The organism is Gluconobacter cerinus, assembly GCF_002723935.1.
Classification (GTDB): Bacteria; Pseudomonadota; Alphaproteobacteria; order Acetobacterales; family Acetobacteraceae; genus Gluconobacter; species Gluconobacter cerinus.
Genome location: NZ_BEWM01000002.1, coordinates 622,286 through 641,450, shown reverse-complemented (window position 1 = coordinate 641,450; position 19,165 = coordinate 622,286). Strand labels below are relative to the sequence as shown.

At 56.8% G+C, this 19,165-nt stretch carries 21 protein-coding genes, 1 tRNA gene and 1 other RNA gene; 13 read left to right on the top strand and 10 right to left on the bottom strand.

Annotation, left to right across the window (positions count from 1 at the left end; translation table 11 throughout):
- Window positions 1–31: 31 nt before the first annotated feature.
- Window positions 32–1,096, top strand: coding sequence for a tRNA epoxyqueuosine(34) reductase QueG (gene queG / locus GCE01_RS06895; protein ID WP_099211868.1), 1,065 nt, complete (start codon window positions 32–34; stop codon window positions 1,094–1,096).
- Window positions 1,093–1,317, top strand: coding sequence for a ribbon-helix-helix domain-containing protein (locus GCE01_RS06890; RefSeq protein WP_099211866.1), 225 nt, complete (start codon window positions 1,093–1,095; stop codon window positions 1,315–1,317). The genes queG and GCE01_RS06890 overlap by 4 nt, the downstream gene beginning before the upstream one ends.
- Before the next feature lie 5 nt (window positions 1,318–1,322).
- Here GCE01_RS06890 and GCE01_RS06885 read toward each other — a convergent pair whose 3' ends face one another.
- Entirely contained in the window at window positions 1,323–1,691 is a 369-nt protein-coding gene (locus tag GCE01_RS06885; RefSeq protein WP_046900813.1) for a hypothetical protein, read from the bottom strand.
- A gap of 107 nt (window positions 1,692–1,798) precedes the next feature.
- On the opposite strand from GCE01_RS06885, the gene GCE01_RS06880 reads away from it, so the two are divergent.
- A complete protein-coding gene (locus GCE01_RS06880) occupies window positions 1,799–2,629 on the top strand; it encodes a TerB family tellurite resistance protein (protein WP_046900812.1) in 831 nt (276 codons plus the stop codon).
- Here GCE01_RS06880 and GCE01_RS06875 read toward each other — a convergent pair.
- Window positions 2,626–3,696, bottom strand: coding sequence for a YeiH family protein (locus GCE01_RS06875; protein WP_099212020.1), 1,071 nt, complete (start codon window positions 3,694–3,696; stop codon window positions 2,626–2,628). The genes GCE01_RS06880 and GCE01_RS06875 overlap by 4 nt on opposite strands.
- A 107-nt stretch (window positions 3,697–3,803) precedes the next feature.
- Between GCE01_RS06875 and GCE01_RS06870 the strand changes: the two genes are divergently transcribed.
- Window positions 3,804–4,688 carry a LysR substrate-binding domain-containing protein gene (locus GCE01_RS06870; protein ID WP_099211864.1) on the top strand — a complete coding sequence of 295 codons (885 nt, stop codon included), beginning with the start codon at window positions 3,804–3,806 and terminating at the stop codon, window positions 4,686–4,688.
- Window positions 4,689–4,768: 80 nt separating this feature from the next.
- Here the strand turns inward: GCE01_RS06870 and GCE01_RS06865 are convergent, their stop codons facing one another.
- The 4 genes from GCE01_RS06865 to GCE01_RS06850 form a co-directional block, all read right to left on the bottom strand.
- Window positions 4,769–6,226, bottom strand: a complete 1,458-nt coding sequence (locus GCE01_RS06865; protein ID WP_099211862.1) for a mannitol dehydrogenase family protein — start codon at window positions 6,224–6,226, stop codon at window positions 4,769–4,771.
- A gap of 123 nt (window positions 6,227–6,349) precedes the next feature.
- Window positions 6,350–7,381 carry an FUSC family protein gene (locus GCE01_RS06860; protein WP_244591121.1) on the bottom strand — a complete coding sequence of 344 codons (1,032 nt, stop codon included), beginning with the start codon at window positions 7,379–7,381 and terminating at the stop codon, window positions 6,350–6,352.
- A gap of 84 nt (window positions 7,382–7,465) precedes the next feature.
- A complete protein-coding gene (locus GCE01_RS06855; RefSeq protein ID WP_099211860.1) occupies window positions 7,466–8,218 on the bottom strand; it encodes a glycosyltransferase family 25 protein in 753 nt (250 codons plus the stop codon).
- A gap of 30 nt (window positions 8,219–8,248) precedes the next feature.
- On the bottom strand, window positions 8,249–9,784 hold the full coding sequence (locus GCE01_RS06850) for a Do family serine endopeptidase (RefSeq protein ID WP_099211858.1): 1,536 nt from the start codon (window positions 9,782–9,784) through the stop codon (window positions 8,249–8,251).
- Between the two features lie 117 nt (window positions 9,785–9,901).
- Here GCE01_RS06850 and GCE01_RS06845 point away from each other — a divergent pair, with 117 nt between their 5' ends.
- The 3 genes from GCE01_RS06845 to GCE01_RS06840 all read left to right on the top strand — a co-directional run bounded on the left by GCE01_RS06845 (window position 9,902) and on the right by GCE01_RS06840 (window position 11,390).
- The gene (locus GCE01_RS06845; RefSeq protein ID WP_174694802.1) at window positions 9,902–11,092 is read left to right on the top strand and encodes an Mrp/NBP35 family ATP-binding protein; all 1,191 of its coding nucleotides are present in this window, start codon (window positions 9,902–9,904) and stop codon (window positions 11,090–11,092) included.
- Entirely contained in the window at window positions 11,089–11,247 is a 159-nt protein-coding gene (locus GCE01_RS16840; protein ID WP_167386129.1) for a hypothetical protein, read from the top strand. The genes GCE01_RS06845 and GCE01_RS16840 overlap by 4 nt, the downstream gene beginning before the upstream one ends.
- A gap of 68 nt (window positions 11,248–11,315) precedes the next feature.
- A tRNA-Thr gene (locus tag GCE01_RS06840) sits at window positions 11,316–11,390 on the top strand.
- Window positions 11,391–11,869: 479 nt separating this feature from the next.
- On the opposite strand, the gene thyX is transcribed toward GCE01_RS06840, so the two are convergent.
- A complete protein-coding gene (gene thyX, locus GCE01_RS06830; RefSeq protein WP_046900805.1) occupies window positions 11,870–12,781 on the bottom strand; it encodes an FAD-dependent thymidylate synthase in 912 nt (303 codons plus the stop codon).
- A gap of 83 nt (window positions 12,782–12,864) precedes the next feature.
- Here thyX and ssrA point away from each other — a divergent pair.
- The 3 genes from ssrA to GCE01_RS06815 all read left to right on the top strand — a co-directional run bounded on the left by ssrA (window position 12,865) and on the right by GCE01_RS06815 (window position 14,346).
- Window positions 12,865–13,189: a transfer-messenger RNA gene (gene ssrA, locus GCE01_RS06825) on the top strand.
- A 91-nt stretch (window positions 13,190–13,280) separates the two neighbouring features.
- Window positions 13,281–13,853, top strand: coding sequence for an SspB family protein (locus tag GCE01_RS06820; RefSeq protein WP_046900804.1), 573 nt, complete (start codon window positions 13,281–13,283; stop codon window positions 13,851–13,853).
- Between the two features lie 100 nt (window positions 13,854–13,953).
- Window positions 13,954–14,346, top strand: a complete 393-nt coding sequence (locus GCE01_RS06815; protein ID WP_046900803.1) for a VOC family protein — start codon at window positions 13,954–13,956, stop codon at window positions 14,344–14,346.
- Between the two features lie 34 nt (window positions 14,347–14,380).
- On the opposite strand, the gene GCE01_RS06810 is transcribed toward GCE01_RS06815, so the two are convergent.
- From GCE01_RS06810 to GCE01_RS06800, 3 genes are all read right to left on the bottom strand, one after another.
- Window positions 14,381–14,599, bottom strand: a complete 219-nt coding sequence (locus GCE01_RS06810) for a hypothetical protein (RefSeq protein ID WP_046900802.1) — start codon at window positions 14,597–14,599, stop codon at window positions 14,381–14,383.
- A 78-nt stretch (window positions 14,600–14,677) separates the two neighbouring features.
- Window positions 14,678–15,460 (bottom strand): ABC transporter ATP-binding protein, encoded by a 783-nt coding sequence (locus GCE01_RS06805; RefSeq protein WP_046900801.1) that lies wholly within the window; start codon window positions 15,458–15,460, stop codon window positions 14,678–14,680.
- Between the two features lies 1 nt (window position 15,461).
- Window positions 15,462–16,343, bottom strand: coding sequence for an ABC transporter permease (locus GCE01_RS06800; RefSeq protein ID WP_099211854.1), 882 nt, complete (start codon window positions 16,341–16,343; stop codon window positions 15,462–15,464).
- A 209-nt stretch (window positions 16,344–16,552) separates the two neighbouring features.
- Between GCE01_RS06800 and GCE01_RS06795 the strand changes: the two genes are divergently transcribed.
- The 3 genes from GCE01_RS06795 to GCE01_RS06785 are packed head-to-tail and all read left to right on the top strand — an operon-like array spanning window position 16,553 to window position 19,159.
- The gene (locus GCE01_RS06795) at window positions 16,553–17,947 is read left to right on the top strand and encodes a lytic transglycosylase domain-containing protein (RefSeq protein ID WP_174694801.1); all 1,395 of its coding nucleotides are present in this window, start codon (window positions 16,553–16,555) and stop codon (window positions 17,945–17,947) included.
- Between the two features lie 31 nt (window positions 17,948–17,978).
- Complete coding sequence (locus tag GCE01_RS06790; RefSeq protein ID WP_099211852.1) at window positions 17,979–18,524, top strand: peroxiredoxin; 546 nt, start codon at window positions 17,979–17,981, stop codon at window positions 18,522–18,524.
- A gap of 26 nt (window positions 18,525–18,550) precedes the next feature.
- Entirely contained in the window at window positions 18,551–19,159 is a 609-nt protein-coding gene (locus GCE01_RS06785) for a DUF1643 domain-containing protein (protein ID WP_099211850.1), read from the top strand.
- The last annotated feature ends 6 nt before the right edge of the window (window positions 19,160–19,165 follow it).

The window sequence follows — 19,165 nt, the reverse complement described above, 5'->3', positions numbered from 1 at the left end:
TGATTCTGCTTTCCATCCATCTGCTGAGCGCATGACATCACGCCCGTCCCCTTCCCGCCCCGGACGTTCCCTTGAGCAACGGATCGAGGACCACGCCCGGCATCTGGGGTTCGATGCCGTGGGCTTCTGCGCGGCGGAGCTTGGCCCGGATGTGGAAGCCGGACTGCGCGCTTTTGTTGCCCAAGGCCATCACGGAACGATGGAATGGATGGAAACGCGCATCGAACAGCGCAGCCACCCGCAGGCCCTCTGGCCTGAAGCCCGCAGCGTCATTTCCCTTGCAGTCTGTTACGCACCCGCCGAAGACCCGGACGCAACGCTGCGTCAGCCGGATCGGGGCAATATCTCCGTCTATGCCCGTAATCGGGACTACCATGACGTCATCAAAGGGATGCTGAAACATCTGGCGCAGTTCGTCGTGAAGCTGGGCGATGAGACTACGCAGGTGAAGGTCTTCGTCGATACGGCCCCGGTTTCGGAACGCGCTTTGGCGGAAAAGGCGCATCTGGGCTGGCAGGGCAAGCATACCTGTCTGGTCTCCCGCACTCACGGTTCTTGGCTTTTGCTGGGAGAACTCTACACGACGCTGGATTTAAGCCCGTCCGAGCCAAAAGGCGGAAGCTGCGGCACCTGCACAAGCTGCCTGACAGCCTGCCCGACGGACGCATTCATTGGTCCCTATCGTATGGATGCCCGGCGCTGCATTTCGTACCTGACCATCGAACACAAAGGGCCGATCCCGCACGACCTGCGGGAAAAAATGGGCAACCACATCTATGGCTGCGACGACTGCATTTCTGCCTGCCCGTGGAACCGCTTTGCCGAGACCTCCCGCCATATCAAGCTTCAGGCACGACCGGAATTGATCGAGCCAAAACTTGCAGACCTTGCGGCCTTGGATGATGCGGCTTTCCGCACGCTTTTTTCGGGATCACCCGTCAAGCGCATTGGCCGCAACCGGTTTGTCCGGAATGTTCTGATCGCAATCGGCAACTCGGACGATCCTGCCCTCGTACCTTCAGCGCAGGCTCTTCAATCTGACCCTGATCCCGATATTGCCGAAACTGCCCGCTGGGCTTTGGAACGCCTGACATGAGTGACCTCGTCAAACGCAGCCTTTCGCTCTCAGGACATCGGACGTCCGTTGCGCTTGAACCAGAATTCTGGGCAGTCCTGGATCAGATGGCTACGGAGCGGGCCTTGAGCTTTGCGGCCCTCGTTGCGTCGATTGACGCCAAACGCACACCAGACCGCCCACTGGCCTCAGCTCTCCGTGTTGCAGCCCTTATGGATGCGCGAAAAACGGGCGACGACTGATCGGGTCACTTCGCGTTCGGAGGCAGATCCATCCAGTCAGGGTGCTTTCTCTGGATCCAGTTCAGAGCTTTCTCCATCAAACGACGGAAGAACGGAATATCTTCGGAAAGTAGCAGAATACCTACAGGAATCATCCACACACCCAGAACGGGTAGGAACGCCATGCAGCCTCCAAGCATGAACAAAATACCGGCCGGAATCCGAATCCATTTACGCTCTGGCTCCCGTAGCCAGCTCAGGGTCTTCTGCATCCATTCAGGAAGTTTGCGAATCAGGGCCTGCATCTTCTCCTCATAGTCGTCTGCCGACGAAGGCTGAGCGACGGGGAGATGCTGCGTCTGATCGGACATAACTGGGGTGACCTTGTTTTTCATGATGCTCCTTCAACACCCGAAGCCTGCGGGAGATCCAGTTCTTTCTGTGGAGGGTACATGTCCGATCTGTCATTTGCCGGTTTCCGGGACCATGCTAGATTGTCGATATGGCTATCTGGGGCAAAATGTTCGGTGGTGTTGCTGGCTTCGCAGTCGGCGGCCCGTTCGGGGCACTGATGGGAGCAGCCCTTGGGCATGCCGCCGACAGTGGCTCTCTGCTTAATCCTTCCACCGGGGGGTGGAGCGAACGCTTTCCTGCACGGGGTCGTCCTGACCCGAACAGTGCAGCGTTTTTTGGCGCTGCAAAAATTGCAGCCGCCATGGGCAAAAAAGACCAGCTTTACGCCATTGGCCTTGTGGCGCTGTGCGCAAAGCTTGCAAAGGTTGACGGGCCGGTCAATCGCTCCGAAATCAACGCGTTCAAAACCTGCTTCCAGTTTCCACCCGACAATACGCGTGAAGTTGGCATGTTGTTCGACCGCGCACGGGAGCGAACGGACGATTTTGAAATGTACGCCCGCGAGATGGGCTCAGCTTACGGAGACGACAAGGCACCGCTGGAGAACCTGATGGTGGCCCTTTTCCGGATTGCCCGTGCAGATGCCGGAGCATCCAGGGAGCTCCATCCAAAAGAAATTGATTTTCTTCAGCGTGTCCATCGTGCGTTTGGTCTGTCTTCCGGAGCATGGACGCGCGCAGAAAGTGGCGACAGCCGTGCCGCCAGCACCGGCGAGCCAGATGCCTATCGCGTTCTCGGCATCACGCGTACAGCGTCTGACAAGGAAGTCCGCGTTCGGTGGCGAACGCTTATCCGCGAGTATCATCCGGATGTTATTGCCCAGAAACCCATGACGGATCTGGAGCGCAAGCGTGCGCAGGAACGCGTGGCCCGGATCAATGCGGCATGGGACCGCATCAAGCGGGACCGTCAGCTTTAACCGAAGTGAAGACATACCAGCATACCGTAGCTGATGGCGCCCAGTCCCAGCAGTGACAGGATGACGGCTCCTGTCACCCTCAAGCCAGCGTTCGCAACGCTGCGGGCATCAACACCGAGGCCCAGAGCCGCCATGGACGTTACCGTCAGAATTGTTGCGATGTGACTGATTGGGGCGCCAAGTGACGACGGAATTAGCCCAAGTGAGCGGCCGGCTATCAAGGCGAGAAAACCCAGAATAAACCACGGCACAAACTGGAAAATTCCGCCTTTCCTAACTGATGCGTTTATATTTTCTGACGTTTCATTTTTACGTTCGGAAAAGAAAACGGGAGAGGCCAGTCCAAGCCCGAAACACACGGGCCCAAGCATCAGAACGCGCACCAGTTTGACGATCATGCCTGTCTGCACAGCAATGGTACCGAGCGGGGCCGTGGCAGCGACGACCTGCGGGACAGCATAGACCGTCAGTCCAGCGAATGCGCCGAACATACTGCCACTCATACCTGAGAATAAGCCAAGACATGGCAGTCCCAACACCGTGAGAACGCCGCACACTGCAGTGAAAGCAATCGCCGCGGCAACGTCTTTTCCGTCTGCTAGAATAACAGGCGCAACAGCTGCAATTGCGGAGTTTCCACAGATCGAGTTGCCGCAGGCAATGAGCAGCGCCATGCGGGGTGGAAGCCCCATAAGCCGCCCAATCCCGAAGCTCATGATGAGTGATGTCGCTACGAGCACCACGATGCCAATAATCAGGACAGGCCCGACTGCCAGCAGGTTTGCCGCACTTACTGACGCTCCGAGCAGAACAACAGATATCTCCAAAAAATAGCGCGCGGTGAAAGCAATGCCGGCTTGGTATCTATCCCCCGGCAACCAGAGGCTGCGCACGGCCATTCCGGTCAAAATCGCCAAGACGAGGGCCTCCAGCCATGCCTTGCCGAAAAGAACCTGCTCACCAGCTTCTAGCAATGATGCAGCAGCACTCACTGCAAGGCACAATCCTATTCCCGGCAGGGTGCGATAAGCGGGCTGAAATTTCGGAACAGCGAGACATCGGGGCATGATCGTTTTCTCCTGCCCTTCAGATATCCGCTCATAAATCATCAATAAAACAAATTGATTAAGTCATTTCATTCGTTAAAAACGATTAATTGCTATCGAGGACGATCATGACGCTAGAGCAGTTACGCATTTTCGTTGGCGTCGCCGAACGCGAACATATGACGGCCGCTGCACGAGCGCTAAACGTCACGCAGTCCACGGCCTCAGCCGCAATTTCTGCTCTTGAAGAACGGCATGGCATCAAGCTGTTCCATCGCGTGGGGCGAGGCATCGCTCTAACGGATGCTGGCCAGATTTTTCTGGAAGAAGCCCGCAATGTTCTCGCGAGCGCAGCCTTGGCGCAAAACACACTTGATGAACTCAGCGGACTCAACCGCGGCAGTCTTCGGGTTGTCGCCAGCCAGACCATCGCAGCCTACTGGCTCCCACCAATACTGGTCGCCTTTCGCGCCGCCTTTTCCAACGTCACCGTTGCGCTTGAAATCGGCAATACGACGCAGGCCGCAGCGCATGTGCGCGAGGGACAATCGGATCTTGGAATTGTCGAAGGTAACGTGGATGACCCAACACTCGCGCAGTGGCCACTCGCGGAAGATCGCCTGCAACTCGTACAGGCTGAACCTTTCGGAACGCAAACTGTAGATGCTGGCTGGCTGCAAAGTGCGACCTGGATCATGCGAGAGCGCGGCTCGGGCACACGCTCATCGCTTGATACCAGTTTGCGGGCTGTCGGCGTAAGACCGGAGGCCCTGAAGGAAGGTCTGGTTCTGCCATCAAACGAAAGCGTAAGAACAGCTGTTGAGGAAGGCGCCGGACTGGCTGCTCTCTCTTCCCTTGTAGTTGCCCCATCCCTCGCCAGCGGAAAACTTCATGCTGCTCCGTTTGATCTTGGGCCCCGCACCTTCTTCGGTTTGCGACACAAAGAACGCTATCGCAGCAAAGCCGCTGATGCTCTTTTGCAGATCATCTCGGCGCGGAAAAACGGCACCTAAAAACGGATGGGCGCCAGCCCATAAAAAAACCGCTTCCCCCTAAAGAGAAGCGGTTAAAAAATCTATCAGGCTGCCCGGTTTCAGGCTGGAAGCGCAGCCTTGACGCCCTTCTCGCGAATGATCTTGCGCAGCGCGATAACCTTCTCGTTAAGCGTCGCATTATCAAGGTCACGCCAGGCATCAAAAGCGGGAAGTTTCAGAGCGCTCTCAAAGTCGTCTGCTTTCGCAAGTGCCTTCTGCTGATCACCGAAGGTTGGCTCGAACGGCTCATACGTTCCACCCTTCTCGCTCTTCCCACGTAGCATCTCAAGGTACGCTGCCATGCCAAACGCAATTCGGGATAGATCCCGCTTGCCTTCAAGGGCCTGACGCACCGTTTCCGTCCAGAAGACCTGAATTTTCGAGGAACCATCCCCTGAAATTCGCAGTGTCTGGTCAGCCATCGCCGGATTGGAGAAGCGGCTGATCACGCTGTCACGATACCCTTCCAGCGTCATGCCCGGCGGGGCTTCCAGGGTCGGGATGACATCCTTATTGAGGAAGTTCTCCAGATTACCGCGCAGATCCTCATCACGAACCGCCTCATCAACATTTTCATACCCGACCAGAACGGCAGGGAAGCAGAGCATGATGTGGCCAGCATTCAGCATGCGGATCTTCACATGTTCGTAGTCCGTCACATCATCGACGAACTGGACGCCGGCCTTTTCCAGTGCCGGGCGTCCGTCAGCAAAGCTGTCTTCCAGCACCCACTGATGAAAATCCTCAGCAACGAGCGGAAGATCGTCGCTCAGACCACTGGCCTCATTCAGGCGCTTGGCAATTTCTGAAGACACGGTCGGTGTGATGCGATCCACCATCCCGTTGGGGAATGTGGCGTTTTCTTCAATCCACTTAGCCAGTTCCGGATCACGCGCCTTTGCATAACCCAGGAACGCCTTGCGGGCGACGTTCCCATTGTGCCGCAGATTATCGCAGGACATGATCGTAAAGGCCTTACCCCCGGCATCCCGGCGGCGACGGAGTCCTTCCACAACGTATCCGAAGATCGTGGACGGCGCTTCCGGCGTCTTCAGATCCTGCTGAACAGCCGCATTCTCAAGATCGAACGCACCCGTCGATTCATTGATGTTGTAGCCACCTTCCGTGATCGTCATGGAAACAATCCGGATAGCAGGGTCTGAGAGGTGCTTCAGTACGGCTTCAGGATCTGCCGGAGCCAGCAGATAGTCCCGCAATGCGCCCATGACGCGGACAGTGCTTTTACCGGACGGTGCCGTTTCCGTCAGGGAGAAGAGGCAATCCTGCTTTTTGAATTCTTCAGCTTTTTTCTTCGAGCGGTCACCGCCCGTCAGACCGACGCCAATGATGCCCCAGTTGGGATCATCCTTGAGAATTTGCTCAACATAAAATGCCTCGTGGGCACGAAAGAAATTGCCCACACCAAAATGCACGATCCCTGGCTTTATCCCGTTGATGTCGTAGGGCGGAGCCTGCACACCGGCGGGAAGAGACTTGAGGGTTTCGTGCGTAATCATGGATTTCTCCGTTCCTAATGACCAGCCTCTGACGGGGGCCGGTTTTCCGGGCAGATGCACCGAGCTCTCCAGAAAACGCGGGAGATCACGACCGGGTTTCGAAAAAACGCCATCAACCGGCGCCTAGAGCCCTTTGGCAGCACTAGCATCATCCCGCATAAGAACGCCTACAGCGCGCTCCAGATCATCCTTGAACAAAGACATGACGAAGCGCATTTCAGGCCGCGTCTGTTCTTCCAGCCGTGGAAGAAGTTCGAGAATATCCTTGTCTTCCGGCTGATGCGGATGACGGTCCTGCTTGCGAACAAACCTTTGTTCACAGCTATGAGCCAATGCTCTCAGCGTGTGGCTGAGGCTTTTGTAGAGTGGAACAAGGCCTGTATTCCCTGCTGCACGGCCTGTCGCGATTGCTCGAGCCACCAGCATCGTATCGTTCAGGAGCCGCCGCATCAACCTTGGAAGTGCCGCAAGCACAGGATCGCGCTTCTCCAGATCACTGAAACGCTCGCGCCTGGCCTCTTCCACTGCGCCTTCAAGTTCGATCAGAAGGGCCACACAGGCTTCGTTCCGGGTTTCAATTTCCCGCCAGCCCGTTTTCTGATCCAGTGCGCCTTCCAGCAGTCCGTCCAGACGTCGCAGGATACGGCTGGATGTGTGGAAAGCCTGCTTTCGGGCACTGCTGTGCAATACCACGAAGGACACCACCAGAGAGACAACCACACCAATCATAATAGCCGTCAGCCGCGTCACCATTGGCAGGAACGGGCTGCCTTCGCTCGGAAACAGATACACAATAATCAGGGTGATACAGGCAAACCGCAGATTGGTCTGAACGGCTGCGAGAAAGGCCAATGGCGCGAGAACGATCCAGAAAGGCAGCCACCGCAGACCCGTCCACATTTCCAGCAAGACCGCCACGATCCCCGCGACAGCGCCTAGCAGCGTGCCGGTAATCTGATCGCGGGCTGTTGCCATTGTCTGCGTTATGCTGGACTGCGTAACAATCAGCGCGGTCACGAGCGCCCAGATTGTTTCCTGAAGATGGAGCGTCATGCCCACAACCCAGGCTGTGACGATCGAAACCAGAACGCGAATAGTCTGGCGCGTGGCGGGTCGCAGAACCTCTCGCCAACTGCTTCCCTTCGGCGGGACCATCAGCCAAGCCTGTGTGATTTTTTTTAAAGCGCTCATCATATCATGAGCGCTTTAAGAGCTTCCCGGTTCTTCCGTCCACCCGTTTCAGAGCGAGATCAGATGCCCGCCTCGTTCAAACGAAGAGCTGGACCAGTCATTCCCCGGAATGGCGATTGGTGGGAGACACACGTAGGACCTGACGTCTTGCAGAACCATGCTGATGGCAACATCAATGCCAACGTTCGTCCATCGTATGCGGGTAAATTCCCGGCAAACGGGAGATGTAAAATACCGCAGAGCGTAATACCCGTCCTTTATCGGAAAGATATTTTCCATAAAGAATTTTGCGCAGGCAGGCGTGATGACGTAGCAGCAACAGCCTGCGAAGGCGCTGAGTTGCGGGTAACAGAACGCACGCCCTTTTAAGAACTTTGGCTGCTCTTCATCAAAAATGATTGTCGCCTTCATGGAGCCCGGAACAAACGCCACCTCCAACGGCCAATCCGTGTTGAACCCGAGAGCCAGAAAATCATAATCAGGATTGGTGGTCAGCGCCTGCTCTCGGTCTTTCCAGAAATCTGGAGACAGATGAACGTCATCCTCCATGACCATAATGGGCTCCCCGATGTCCCGGCAGAGCTGCCATAGCCTCAGATGCGACATCGCGACGGCAAGCGCCGTATCGTCATAATCGGCGTCATTTAAAACGATACCGGCATCAACACACGCCTGCTTGCTGACATCATTTTTATCTGTCGCAGGGAAAATGGTAATCTGGTCGAGGAACGGCGCATTTATGACATTGAACTGCGCAAGCCGGTCTGGCCTGGAAGCAAGACTGATGACGTAATTCTTCATCGCCCCTCACACCCTAAGAAGCTGAGCGGATCAGTTCCCCAGAAAAGGAACTGGTACCCAGCGTAGCCCGTCATCATCCTGCACCAACAGCAGAACTTCTTTCTTCTTCTGTTCCAGCGCGCGGCTCACCGCTTTGGCAAACGCATCCGGCGTGTCGATCTGATCCTGCCCAACCTGCGTAATCACATTCCCAACGGCAATCCCGCGAGATGTGGCCGGACTGGACGGTTCAACCCGATCCACCAGCACGCCGCGCTGATCGTCTGTCAGAGCATATTGGGTGCGCATTTCTGCATCGATGGAACGCACCGCCAGACCCAGCTCGCCAAATGCCGCTTTCGTATGCGTTGGTTGATGCGTGTCGGACGGTGGCATATCTGGCGCGTTTGGCGACTGTGCCAGCGTGATCGGAAGCGTCTTGATGCTGCCCTTATGCCAGACGGTCAGCTCTGTCTTGGTTCCAGGCAGAATGGACGCAATGATGCGCGGCATGGTCTGACCCGTCACATCCTGACTGCCCACACGAGTGATGATGTCACCAACCTGCAGGCCAGCCTGGGCTGCCGGACTTTTCGGCCCCACTTCAGATACCAGAGCGCCCTTGCCGACCGTGCCGTCCGCCTGGTGAAAATCAAGATCCTCAGCAATGTCGTAGGAGACATTCTGGAACTTCAGTCCCATCCACCCGCGCGACACATGACCTGTCTTGCGAAGCTGATCAATGATGCCGCGCGCGTCATCCGCCGGGATGGCAAAGCCGATCCCGATAGAATCACCCCCGGCCCCACCATAGATCAAGGTGTTGATGCCAATAACTTCGCCCGAGAGATTAAAGAGTGGGCCGCCAGAATTTCCCCGGTTAATGGCTGCATCCGTCTGGATATAGTCATCATACAGGCCGTGTTCGACATTCCGTCCGCGGGACGAGATGATACCTGCCGTGACTGTTCCGTTCAGGCCGAACGGATTGCCAATGGCCACCACCCAGTCTCCGATCCTGGCGGCATCGCTGTGTCCTAACGGAACAGCCGGCAGCGGATGTTTCGGTTTGACTTCCAGAACGGCCAGATCAACCTGACTGTCACGCCCAACAATCTTAGCCGGCAGTTCGGTACCATCCTGAAGTGTCACGGAGACCTGATCTGCGCCTTCAATGACGTGATTGTTCGTCACGATGATGCCTGCCGGATCGACAATAAAGCCTGATCCCAGAGCCTGCATCCGCCGCGGCGGCCGGTTCGGTGCCGGCTTGTGAGTCATGTAGTCGTGAAAGAATTTTTCCAGTGGAGAGCCCTGCGGGAACTGCGGCACCTGCGGCCCATCCGGACCACTGGCGTCCGGCCCCTTGTCTTCATCCTTACCAGGCTTGAGCACAGCAGACGTCGAAACGTTCACCACGGACGGAAGAAGGCGATTTGCCAGATCCGCGAAGCTGGACGGAACGGATCGCGGGACTGGTACGGGTGCCGGAGAGGGCTGCGGGGCGGTCTGGGCCTGTACCGTCGTAACGGACAGCGCCAGGGAAACGGCGCAGGACAGGGCAAGGCTGGCGGTCAATCTGCTCATGGTGACACGCTAACGCAGAAGACAGTCATTCGTCACCATCCTGTAGTTCAGGAGGGGCATATGCTACGCTGTTTCTCCTTCCTGACAGGCCGTTCCCCCAGAAAAAAGAGTCTTGGCATGACCGATCATCTCCCCCCGACCAATTCTTCTGACGAATCACATGCCAATGCCGAGAAACGCATTTCCGAGATTCTGAACAACGAACAAACTGGCCTTGGATCGAACGTATTGTCCTTTGCGTCGCTGGAAGGTGTTTCAGTTCGCGATGGACATGCGCACGTGACCCTTGCCACCTCGCGGGACAACGTGTCGCGCATGGAGCCGATCAGACCTCAGGTTGAAGCAGAGATCGCGCGCATTCCAGGCCTGACGGGAGCAACAATTTCCCTGACAGCCCATCGCGCTACCACGCCACCACCGGCCAACGCACAAGCCCCAGCAGCCGGGGGCGGTCACCGGCCGTTCAATCTGGGCGGCAAACGGCAGAATGCGTCCAGCCGTCATGCTCCAGAGACGCTTCTGCCGGGTGTAAAAGCCGTCGTCGCTGTTGCGTCCGGCAAGGGAGGCGTTGGCAAATCCACAACCGCTGTGAACCTTGCAGCCGGACTGGCCAAACTCGGTGTGCGGACCGGACTGCTGGATGCAGACATCTACGGCCCGTCCCTGCCGCGGATGCTTGGCCGCAATACACGCCCCGAAGTCATTGAAGGCCGGATCATTCCCATTGAAGCCTGGGGGCTGAAAAGTATGTCCATCGGCTATCTGGTGGACGAGCATCAGGCCATGATCTGGCGTGGCCCCATGGTCATGGGCGCCCTCACCCAGTTCCTTGGAGAAGTGGATTGGGGAGATCTGGACGTCCTTGTCATAGACATGCCACCCGGAACCGGTGATGCCCAACTGACACTGGCCCAGAAGCTTGGAGCCAAGATGGCCAGGGGTGGGGCTGTTATTGTCTCCACGCCTCAGGACATTGCGCTGCTAGATGCGCGACGTGGCGTTTCCATGTTCGAACGGATGGAAACTCCCATCCTCGGCGTTGTGGAGAACATGTCCTATTTCTGCTGCCCTAATTGTAATCACCGCACTGAGCTTTTTGGCCACGGTGGTGCCAGAGAAGAGGCTGAACGCCTTGGCGTACCCTTCCTCGGCGAAATTCCCCTGTTGGCTGACATCCGGGCCAGCGGTGATCAGGGCACGCCCATTATCCTCTCGGCACCTGACAGCGAAGCTGCCCGTGCCTACACGGCACTCGCCACGACTATTGCCGAGGCCCTCAGCCACTCTGATGAAAAGGCTTCCTCATGACCCGTCTTCTCCTGCTGGGAACAGCACTACTTCTGTCGGCTTGTGCTAAGCCGCCTGTAGTCCATCATGGGCTTTCTTCAGACGGCTACGGCTTCACGAATAACTCCTCCCATCTTCCCCCGCCACCAAGCCTCATGACCCCTGCGACACGATAAAATTACAGAATCGACACTCAGGAGCTTGACCAAAGGGGTCTCGGCGTGGAAAAAGCCGGGCTGTGGATGCCGGGTTAGCACAGTGGTAGTGCAGCGGTTTTGTAAACCGAAGGTCGGGGGTTCAAATCCCTCACCCGGCACCACGATTTTTCCCAGAAAATCAAGCGTTCTACGCGATTCTCCAAAAAGAACCGTGCACGCCGTCGACCCCCACTTTGTGGGTTCAAAGCCTGTGGATAAGTTTGTTGATTAAGATCTACGAAATGTGAGTCGGACGTGATTCCACATTCGTTCTCCGTAGAATCAGTTCAGAAACAGCGATTCCGGAAAACAGGAAATCCACCGACCATTTTACTCACCGAAATACGAACTTAATTTTCGACGGTAGGGTCAATTTTATAGCAGTGTTCAGTCAGGCCCTTTTTACAAAGGGCCATATGCTTGTGTGCCGGTGCAGGCCAGAAAATGTGGATGCACACGGACGCAAGAATGAGCAGCCCTGCGAGAATCGCCCAAGGCCAGATCCGCGGCAACTGCGGCTCTATTTCAGCCGAAGTTTCACTTTGCACGGAAGGAGCTTCTCGCAGGAGCTTGTCAAAATCGTTCACGATTTTCGGTTATCTCAAGCTTCTGGTTCGAGAATGTCGTTCATCTCGATCCATTCGCGCTTGGAAAGCCCGGACGTTTCCTGTGTCACGGCCTCTCCCGCCAGACGGCGGCGCACCACGTTCAGCATCCCCGCTGAGAACGTGAAGGCTCCGCGACGATATTCTTCGAATGCAGCAGCCGTTGCCGGCACCCAGGCATGCAGGAGTTCAATCATCTTTTCTGCATAAACGCGAATCTCGTACTGCGCATGCGGATCCGCGCGCAGGGCGAGGAAGTGCATCAGATTGTGCAGATCGATCTTCCAATACCACTGGGTATAGGTGTTCAGCGTCAGGTTCATGCGCGCCAGTTCACGGGCCAGGCCGGTGCCCTCTGGGTCCAGCATCGATTCATAATCATCGTAGCACTGGCTGGCGTCACGACGCAGAATCTCAAGCACGCGCTCTGCTGTTTCCGGATCAAGAGCTTCGCTGCGTCCCTGACGGTTCGAGGCGCTCTGCGATGCAACCTGATCCAGAGCTGGCAGATAGAACTCACGGTCGAGAATCGAATAGCGCGCGGAATATTCGTTCACGCTCGCCATGCGATGACGAATCCACTGCCGTGCCACGAAAACCGGAAGCTTCACGTGGAACTTGATTTCGCACATCTCGAACGGCGTCGAATGCCGATGACGCATCAGATAGCGGATCAGTCCGGCATCTTCAGACACCTTCTTGGTGCCACGCCCATAAGACACCCGGGCAGCCTGAACGACGGCTCCATCATCGCCCATATAATCGACGACGCGCAGGAAACCATGATCCAGCACCTCGATGGGCGTGAAAAGAAGTTTCTCCATCGCCGGAACTGTCGGGCGGGAGGTCAGCTGGGGCTCGTTGCGCTGAGCTTCGATCTCAGCGCGCTGTTCGGATGTCAGTGCCATAGGCCGCGGCTCTAGCATGACGAAACATCTCCCGCCACCGCAAGAGACGAGTCCGGGCGGCATCATCATGCGCTTCGTCTTTTCCCCTTGCAGGACGGCAACAGCACTCCTATGTTCAGCAGTGCAAGGGGTTCGTCCCCGGCTATGGCGATAAACGGTAAGTGAAATAAGTGTTGTGGACCCGGGGGCAGTGCCCGGCGTCTCCACCAGGAAAAATCTCTCGCAAGAGGGATCTGTGGGGACGAAACAGGCTCGACGCGCATGGTAAAGACTTATCTTTTGCCCGGTATTGTACCACCGTCATCGGGCTAAACTTACAAGTGCCAATGATAACTCTGAGGTGCTCGCTGTCGCTGCATAAGCGATAAGCGCGGTTCGGGAGGGCACCGGGCAACAGAAGCCCTCCCACCTCATTTTTCCTTTTGTGCAAAACGTCTTGCCATTCTGGCTGGTCTGTCGCATCCCTGACCTGATTGACTGAAACATCAGGCCTGCGACCATGAGCGACGACGATCACACCGGCCAGGACGGCCTTGAGCACGACCTGCCCGAAAGCCTTCTTCCCTATGACGACTGGGTGGAAGACGCCTATCGTGAAGTCATGCTGCGCGCCATTGAGCACGTTGCGGCTGAGGGACTTCCCGGTGCTCACCATTTCTACCTGACCTTCCGCACTAATCGTCCGGACGTGATTATTCCGTCCCGTCTCCGCGCCCAGTATCCGGAAGAAATGACGATCGTTCTTCAGCACCAGTTCTGGGATCTGGCGCTGGATCGCGAAAAGAATGTCATTTCCGTTGGTCTGTCGTTCGGGGGCGTTGGCAGCATCCTCGTCATCCCGGTTGCCGCCATTACGGCCTTTGCAGATCCACATATCCGGATGGCGCTGCGCTTCGTCAGCAGCATGGTCGATGACGACGAGGACATCGAGATTCCTGAAGGCGCTGTAGAGCCAGATGACATCGATCCGGCGCACCACCCAGAAGTGACGATCGAAGAGCCCCCTCAGGAAGAGAAGAAAGATGCCGAGGTCGTCAGCTTGGCGGCATTCCGCAAGCGCCCACCAACCTGAGCTATTCTTTCCCGCCCGAACAGGGCACCGAGGCCTGACGGTTTCTGCGTCCTGATGATACTATCAGGACCATCGGGCGCCGTTTTCTTGAGGGACCATCATGCGCTTTACCGTTGATCGCCTTGACCATATCGTTCTGACCGTACGGGACAGAACTGTTTCGGCATCCTGGTACCAGCGGGTTCTGGGCATGGATATTGAGGAATACGGCCGTAATAACCGTGTTGCTCTCTGCTTCGGCGGCCAGAAGATCAATCTTCGCCCTGAAGGATCAGAAGGTTGGGAAACGGCCGAAGGCGCTCAGCCCGGCACATCCGACCTTTGCTTCACAACAGCTATCTCAAGTGACGATGTGGTGCGGCATCTCGAAAAATGCGGTGTTGTCGTTGTGGAAGGTCCGGTTTCGCGCCTGGGCGCACTGGGACCGATCACTTCGGTATATTGCCGGGACCCGGACGGCAACCTTGTGGAAATTGCCTCTTACCAAGGCTAACAGGCGGGTGTTGACCCGCCTGCCCTGCCGGCTTTTACCAATTTTTGGAGATCATCCAGAATTCTTCGGATGTCAGGGTAATCGCATTGCAATCTTTGGTTTCAGCTGCAGCCGTGGCGAGGGCTTCGATCCGCTCGATCATAAGCGTCTTACGCTGATGAGCTTCTGACTGCTCCTTGACGGTGGCAAGTGTCTGAAGGGCAGACTTCGCAGCTTTGGCAACGCGGGCTGCATCAATAGCGGCATAAGACATGATTAGTCTCCATGGTGATGGTCAAACTCGAAGTTGATCCTACCGCACCCTTGAGACCAGACCAAATAACAGCTGACCTCAGGCCAGTGAGGCCTCATATGCCTCAAGCACAGTGTCCGTCGGACCATCCATGCGGATCTGCCCCTCTTCCATCCAGAGGATGCGCGTACACCACTGCTTGAGCACAGGCAGGGAATGCGATGTCACAACAAGAATTTCAGCGGCATCAACCATGCCTGCCATCCGTTCCTTCGCCTTTTCCTGAAAGCGCTGGTCCCCTGCCATGAACCATTCATCCATCAGGAGAATGCGCGGACGGGGAACCGTAGCCAGAGCAAATCCAAGCCGAATGCTCATCCCGGACGAGTAGAGTCGAACGGGCAGATCAAAAAACGGTCCCAGCTCCGCAAAGGCTTCGACGTCGGCTTCCAAAGCTGGAAGCTGCCCTTTGGGCAAACCAATGCGACATGCAAAGAGATTGAGGTTTTCGCGCCCACTTAACTCCGGGTTCATGCCAGACTGCGGATCAATGAGCGCATGACTGTCGCCCTCGATGTCCAGATAGCCATCATCTGTTTCATAGATACCAGCCAGCACACGCAGGAGCGTTGTTTTACCAGCGCCGTTATGGCCGATCAGGCCGATGCGCTCACCTCCATTGATCTGAAATGTCAGCCCTGACAGCGCCTGCACGAGCACGGCATCCGAGGCGACTGCACCGAGACGCATTCTTCCGCCAACAGATGCAGGCTTCGTGACGGTGGCCTTGGCACGCGCCAGCAGGGTTTTCTTCAGAGAGCGAGAAGCCCCGTGCAGAACCGGGAACGACAGGGAGAGATTCTCAAGGCGGATATGCGTCATGTCAGATCCAGAATACCAGCCGTGAGCGCACACGGACGAAAGCCCATATCGCGATAACCCAGAAGACAGCACTCGTCAGCAGAGCCACAAGCCAGACGCCGATCGAAGGAATGTGCCCTAACAGCGGAGCACGAACGACTTCCAGCAGAGCATAAAACGGATTGTACAGAAGATACCGCGCTTTCCCCGCCAGCTGCTGCGGCTGCCAAATGACAGGCGTTACGTAGAACACGATCTGAAGGAGCGCCCCAATAATCGGTGGCACATCCCGAAACCTCGCACAGAGCGAGCCCAGCAGCATACAGGCCGCAAATCCGTCCAGTCCCCATAGCAGGAGTGAAGGAAGCGCCAACAACGCCGTAGACCCCGGCCAGACATGGTAGATCGCGAAAACACCCACAGGCACTATGATGTTGTGAGCAAAGACGATCGCATTACGGACCACAACCCGAATGGCCTGAAGCAGCAAAGGAAGACGACTGGAGCGTATGATGCTTTCTGCATCCAGAAAACTGGTGCAGGATTCCTGAAGGAGGCTCGATAACCCCGTTTGCCAAAGCGTCAGGGAGAGCGCCAGAAACGGCAGGTAAACCTTCATATCCTGATGAAAGAGGCGACTGTACAGAACGCCCATGGATGCAACCATGATGGCGGATGTAATGGTCAGCCAGAATGGACCCAACGCTGATCCGCGATAGCGAAGCTTGATGTCCAACCATCCCAGCATAACGCCCAGACGCCAGAGCTTGGAGGCTCCGCGAAAATCATCCCAGGCCCGGGCAGCGGGGCTCCCGCGACGCTGGTCGAACTTCAGCGGGCTCAGATCATGCTTCGGTAGCCGTTGCATCTCTGGCTCTTTGGGGGCCGGGGCAGATGAGTTCATCTGGTTCGCCTAGCCGATAGACTCTGTTCCCGCAAGCAGTCTTCCCCTTGATGAAGAAGCACCCTTTCACCATCTCTCGTCGAACAGCTTCGAAGCGAAAAAGTAGGCGACAAACGTAAACCTTTCGTCATTTTTCCTAGTTTTGCCGTAATCCCTGTGTATTGTCTGGGGGTTGCGACAGTTCTTCCCTTGTCAGGTACCCTGCCCCGATGCCCAGACCCGCCGTGCCGTTCCAGACCACTCTTCGCCCGTTGACCGCTCTCCGTTCCGGTCTGGCACTTGGTCTGATCGGCCTTCTCGCGGCCTGCGCCGGTACACCCGACATGAGTTCGACCTCTCAGGTTCCGGTCTCTCAGGAAGCCGCGAAATATCGCGCTCACGCGAAATCCTATTACGCTCCGCCTGGCCCACCCAGCGATCCATGGGGGCCATACATTCAGGAAGCCTCTGCTCGGTTCGATATTCCAGAAGCATGGATCAGGGCGGTCATGCAGCAGGAGTCTGGCGGCCACCTTTACGACCATAATGGCAATTTCATCACTTCGACGCCGGGTGCCATGGGCCTGTTACAGCTTATGCCGCCAACTTATGATGACATGCGCCAACAATACGGCCTCGGCGACGACCCGTTTGATCCGCATGATAACATTCTCGCAGGCACGGCATATCTTCGACAGATGTACGAAATCTATGGTTCTCCGGGATTTCTCGCTGCCTACAACGATGGCCCTGGAAGCCTCGACAGCTACCTGCGTCGCGGACGTCCGCTGCCGCGCGAAACACGCCGCTATGTGGCAGCAATCGGTCCACGCATCGCAGGCGTAACGCCTCACAACCGGTCGGCCGCAGACCTTTTGGTCTCCCAGCATGATCCGAATGCCCAGATCCAGGTCGCAGAAAATACTGCACCCACCACTCCTGCCAGCCAGTCGATCCGGGCCGCCTGGTCTCACAAGGATTCATCAGCAGACAGTTCATCTGACGATAGCTCGTCTTCGGATGAGACCGTGTCCGAAACACCCGCCACACCCGCCGCTCCCGCAGCGCCTGTGGTTGTAGCCTCTGCCGCACCGGTAGAACCAAACAGTGTCAGCGCGGCGTGGGCAGCGCGGGGTATCACATCACCAGCTCCCACTGTGCAGAAAGTGGCCTATCACCCACCCGTCGCAAACAGCATGGATACCGAACTGGCCGACAGCCAGGTCACGGCGCAGGAAATTCCGATGGGGCACCATTTGCAGCCCCAGCCGATCATGGCCGTCATGCCTGCTTCACGACAGCAGTACCGACTGTCTTCCCCTGCACCGACAATGCATCACGCCACCATCGCCGCACCACAGGAAACGAGTGGCCCCAAAACATGGGCCATTCAGGTCGGCGCATTTGCCAATTCCGGACAGGCCACTTCAGCCGCGTCTCAGGCTCATAGTCAGGGCGGAGCAGTTGTCGCGTCTGCGAGAACACAGGTTGCCAGCGTCAAAACAGGCAAGGGACACCTCTATCGTGCCCGCCTGACCGGCCTGACACATGAAAATGCTCTTGCGGCCTGCCACCGTCTGCCGCACGGTTCACCATGCGTCGTGGTTCCGCCCGGCGCATTCTAAACCGTTACTTTCAGGGAACAGAGCACATCCTATGCGTCGCTTTCTGCCAATTTCTGCTTTCTGTGCCCTTGCCATGATTGGCACCCTCCCTTCTCCAGCTCACGCTGCTCTGGAAACAGGAGCCCATGCTCCAGACTTTACTGCCAAGGCGAGCATGGCAGGACATGAGTTCAGCTACCATCTGGCCGAGGCCTTAAAAACGGGTCCGGTCGTCCTTTATTTTTACCCTGCCGCCTTCACCAAAGGCTGCACCATCGAGGCGCATGAATTCGCCGAGGCTGTTCCCGAATTCAAGGCGATGGGCGCAACGGTTATCGGGATCTCCATGGACCCGATCGACAAGTTGACCCGTTTCTCCGTCAGTGAATGCCGGAGCGCATTTCCCGTTGCCGCGGATCCTGACGGGACCATCACCAATTCCTACAAGGCCAAAATGCCTCTTCTGCATATGGCCAGCCGCACCTCTTACGTGATTGCGCCGGATGGGCATGTTGCCCTCTCCTATGCATCCATGTCCCCGGATGGCCACGTCGAGCGCACACTGGCTGCCGTCAAGGCGCTTCAGGCTGCCCACTAAGCTTACCAAATATCGGAATATCTTCTATGTCGCGCCCTTCCCGCTCCACACCGTTCCAGAGCGGAGGGGAGCCTGCTGACCTTTTTGGGCAGCATCACGTTGGTGATTCACGGCCACTTCGTCTTTCGGAAGACGTCATCAGTACAGCCCTCTACGACGGCCCGGGCGACTGTTACCGTTACACCTTGAAGCGCGTATGGGACGAGACGAAACCCATGGTCATGTGGCTGATGATGAACCCGTCAGTCGCCACAGAACTCGGGGACGACCGAACGGTCGCCAAATGCCAGCGCTATGCGCGTGCATGGGGTTATGGCGGAATTTTCGTCGGCAACAGTTTTGCCTATCGCTGCACGGATCAGAAACGCCTTCTGGAAGTCGATGATCCCATTGGCCCCGACAACGACAGGCATCTTCTTGAAATGGCGAAGGCAGCTGATCTTGTCGTGCTGGCTTACGGCGCCCCTCAGGCCAAGGCACTTAGACCTCGGGGCACTGCTGTAGCCCGAATGCTGGCGCACCATGGCGTGAAGGTGACGGCATTAAGATTGAGCAAGACAGGACGGCCAGAGCACCCACTTTATCTTCCGGGTGTCCTGACCCCCCAGTCATTGGATCCGGAGACCCTGACCTAATTCTTC

Excerpts from the sequence above, each read along its gene's own strand:
- GCE01_RS06790 (WP_099211852.1), top strand. The coding sequence starts at position 17,979 with ATGCGTCGCTTTCTGCCAATTTCTGCTTTCTGTGCCCTTGCCATGATT.
- GCE01_RS06800 (WP_099211854.1), bottom strand. The coding sequence starts at position 16,343 with ATGAACTCATCTGCCCCGGCCCCCAAAGAGCCAGAGATGCAACGGCTA.
- GCE01_RS06805 (WP_046900801.1), bottom strand. The coding sequence starts at position 15,460 with ATGACGCATATCCGCCTTGAGAATCTCTCCCTGTCGTTCCCGGTTCTG.
- GCE01_RS06855 (WP_099211860.1), bottom strand. The coding sequence starts at position 8,218 with ATGAAGAATTACGTCATCAGTCTTGCTTCCAGGCCAGACCGGCTTGCG.
- GCE01_RS06810 (WP_046900802.1), bottom strand. The coding sequence starts at position 14,599 with ATGTCTTATGCCGCTATTGATGCAGCCCGCGTTGCCAAAGCTGCGAAG.
- GCE01_RS06890 (WP_099211866.1), top strand. The coding sequence starts at position 1,093 with ATGAGTGACCTCGTCAAACGCAGCCTTTCGCTCTCAGGACATCGGACG.
- GCE01_RS06860 (WP_244591121.1), bottom strand. The coding sequence starts at position 7,381 with ATGGTCCCGCCGAAGGGAAGCAGTTGGCGAGAGGTTCTGCGACCCGCC.
- GCE01_RS06845 (WP_174694802.1), top strand. The coding sequence starts at position 9,902 with ATGACCGATCATCTCCCCCCGACCAATTCTTCTGACGAATCACATGCC.
- GCE01_RS06875 (WP_099212020.1), bottom strand. The coding sequence starts at position 3,696 with ATGCCCCGATGTCTCGCTGTTCCGAAATTTCAGCCCGCTTATCGCACC.
- GCE01_RS06870 (WP_099211864.1), top strand. The coding sequence starts at position 3,804 with ATGACGCTAGAGCAGTTACGCATTTTCGTTGGCGTCGCCGAACGCGAA.
- thyX (WP_046900805.1), bottom strand. The coding sequence starts at position 12,781 with ATGGCACTGACATCCGAACAGCGCGCTGAGATCGAAGCTCAGCGCAAC.
- GCE01_RS06785 (WP_099211850.1), top strand. The coding sequence starts at position 18,551 with ATGTCGCGCCCTTCCCGCTCCACACCGTTCCAGAGCGGAGGGGAGCCT.
- GCE01_RS06820 (WP_046900804.1), top strand. The coding sequence starts at position 13,281 with ATGAGCGACGACGATCACACCGGCCAGGACGGCCTTGAGCACGACCTG.
- GCE01_RS06815 (WP_046900803.1), top strand. The coding sequence starts at position 13,954 with ATGCGCTTTACCGTTGATCGCCTTGACCATATCGTTCTGACCGTACGG.
- GCE01_RS06795 (WP_174694801.1), top strand. The coding sequence starts at position 16,553 with ATGCCCAGACCCGCCGTGCCGTTCCAGACCACTCTTCGCCCGTTGACC.
- GCE01_RS06865 (WP_099211862.1), bottom strand. The coding sequence starts at position 6,226 with ATGATTACGCACGAAACCCTCAAGTCTCTTCCCGCCGGTGTGCAGGCT.
- GCE01_RS06885 (WP_046900813.1), bottom strand. The coding sequence starts at position 1,691 with ATGAAAAACAAGGTCACCCCAGTTATGTCCGATCAGACGCAGCATCTC.
- queG (WP_099211868.1), top strand. The coding sequence starts at position 32 with ATGACATCACGCCCGTCCCCTTCCCGCCCCGGACGTTCCCTTGAGCAA.
- GCE01_RS06850 (WP_099211858.1), bottom strand. The coding sequence starts at position 9,784 with ATGAGCAGATTGACCGCCAGCCTTGCCCTGTCCTGCGCCGTTTCCCTG.
- GCE01_RS06880 (WP_046900812.1), top strand. The coding sequence starts at position 1,799 with ATGGCTATCTGGGGCAAAATGTTCGGTGGTGTTGCTGGCTTCGCAGTC.
- GCE01_RS16840 (WP_167386129.1), top strand. The coding sequence starts at position 11,089 with ATGACCCGTCTTCTCCTGCTGGGAACAGCACTACTTCTGTCGGCTTGT.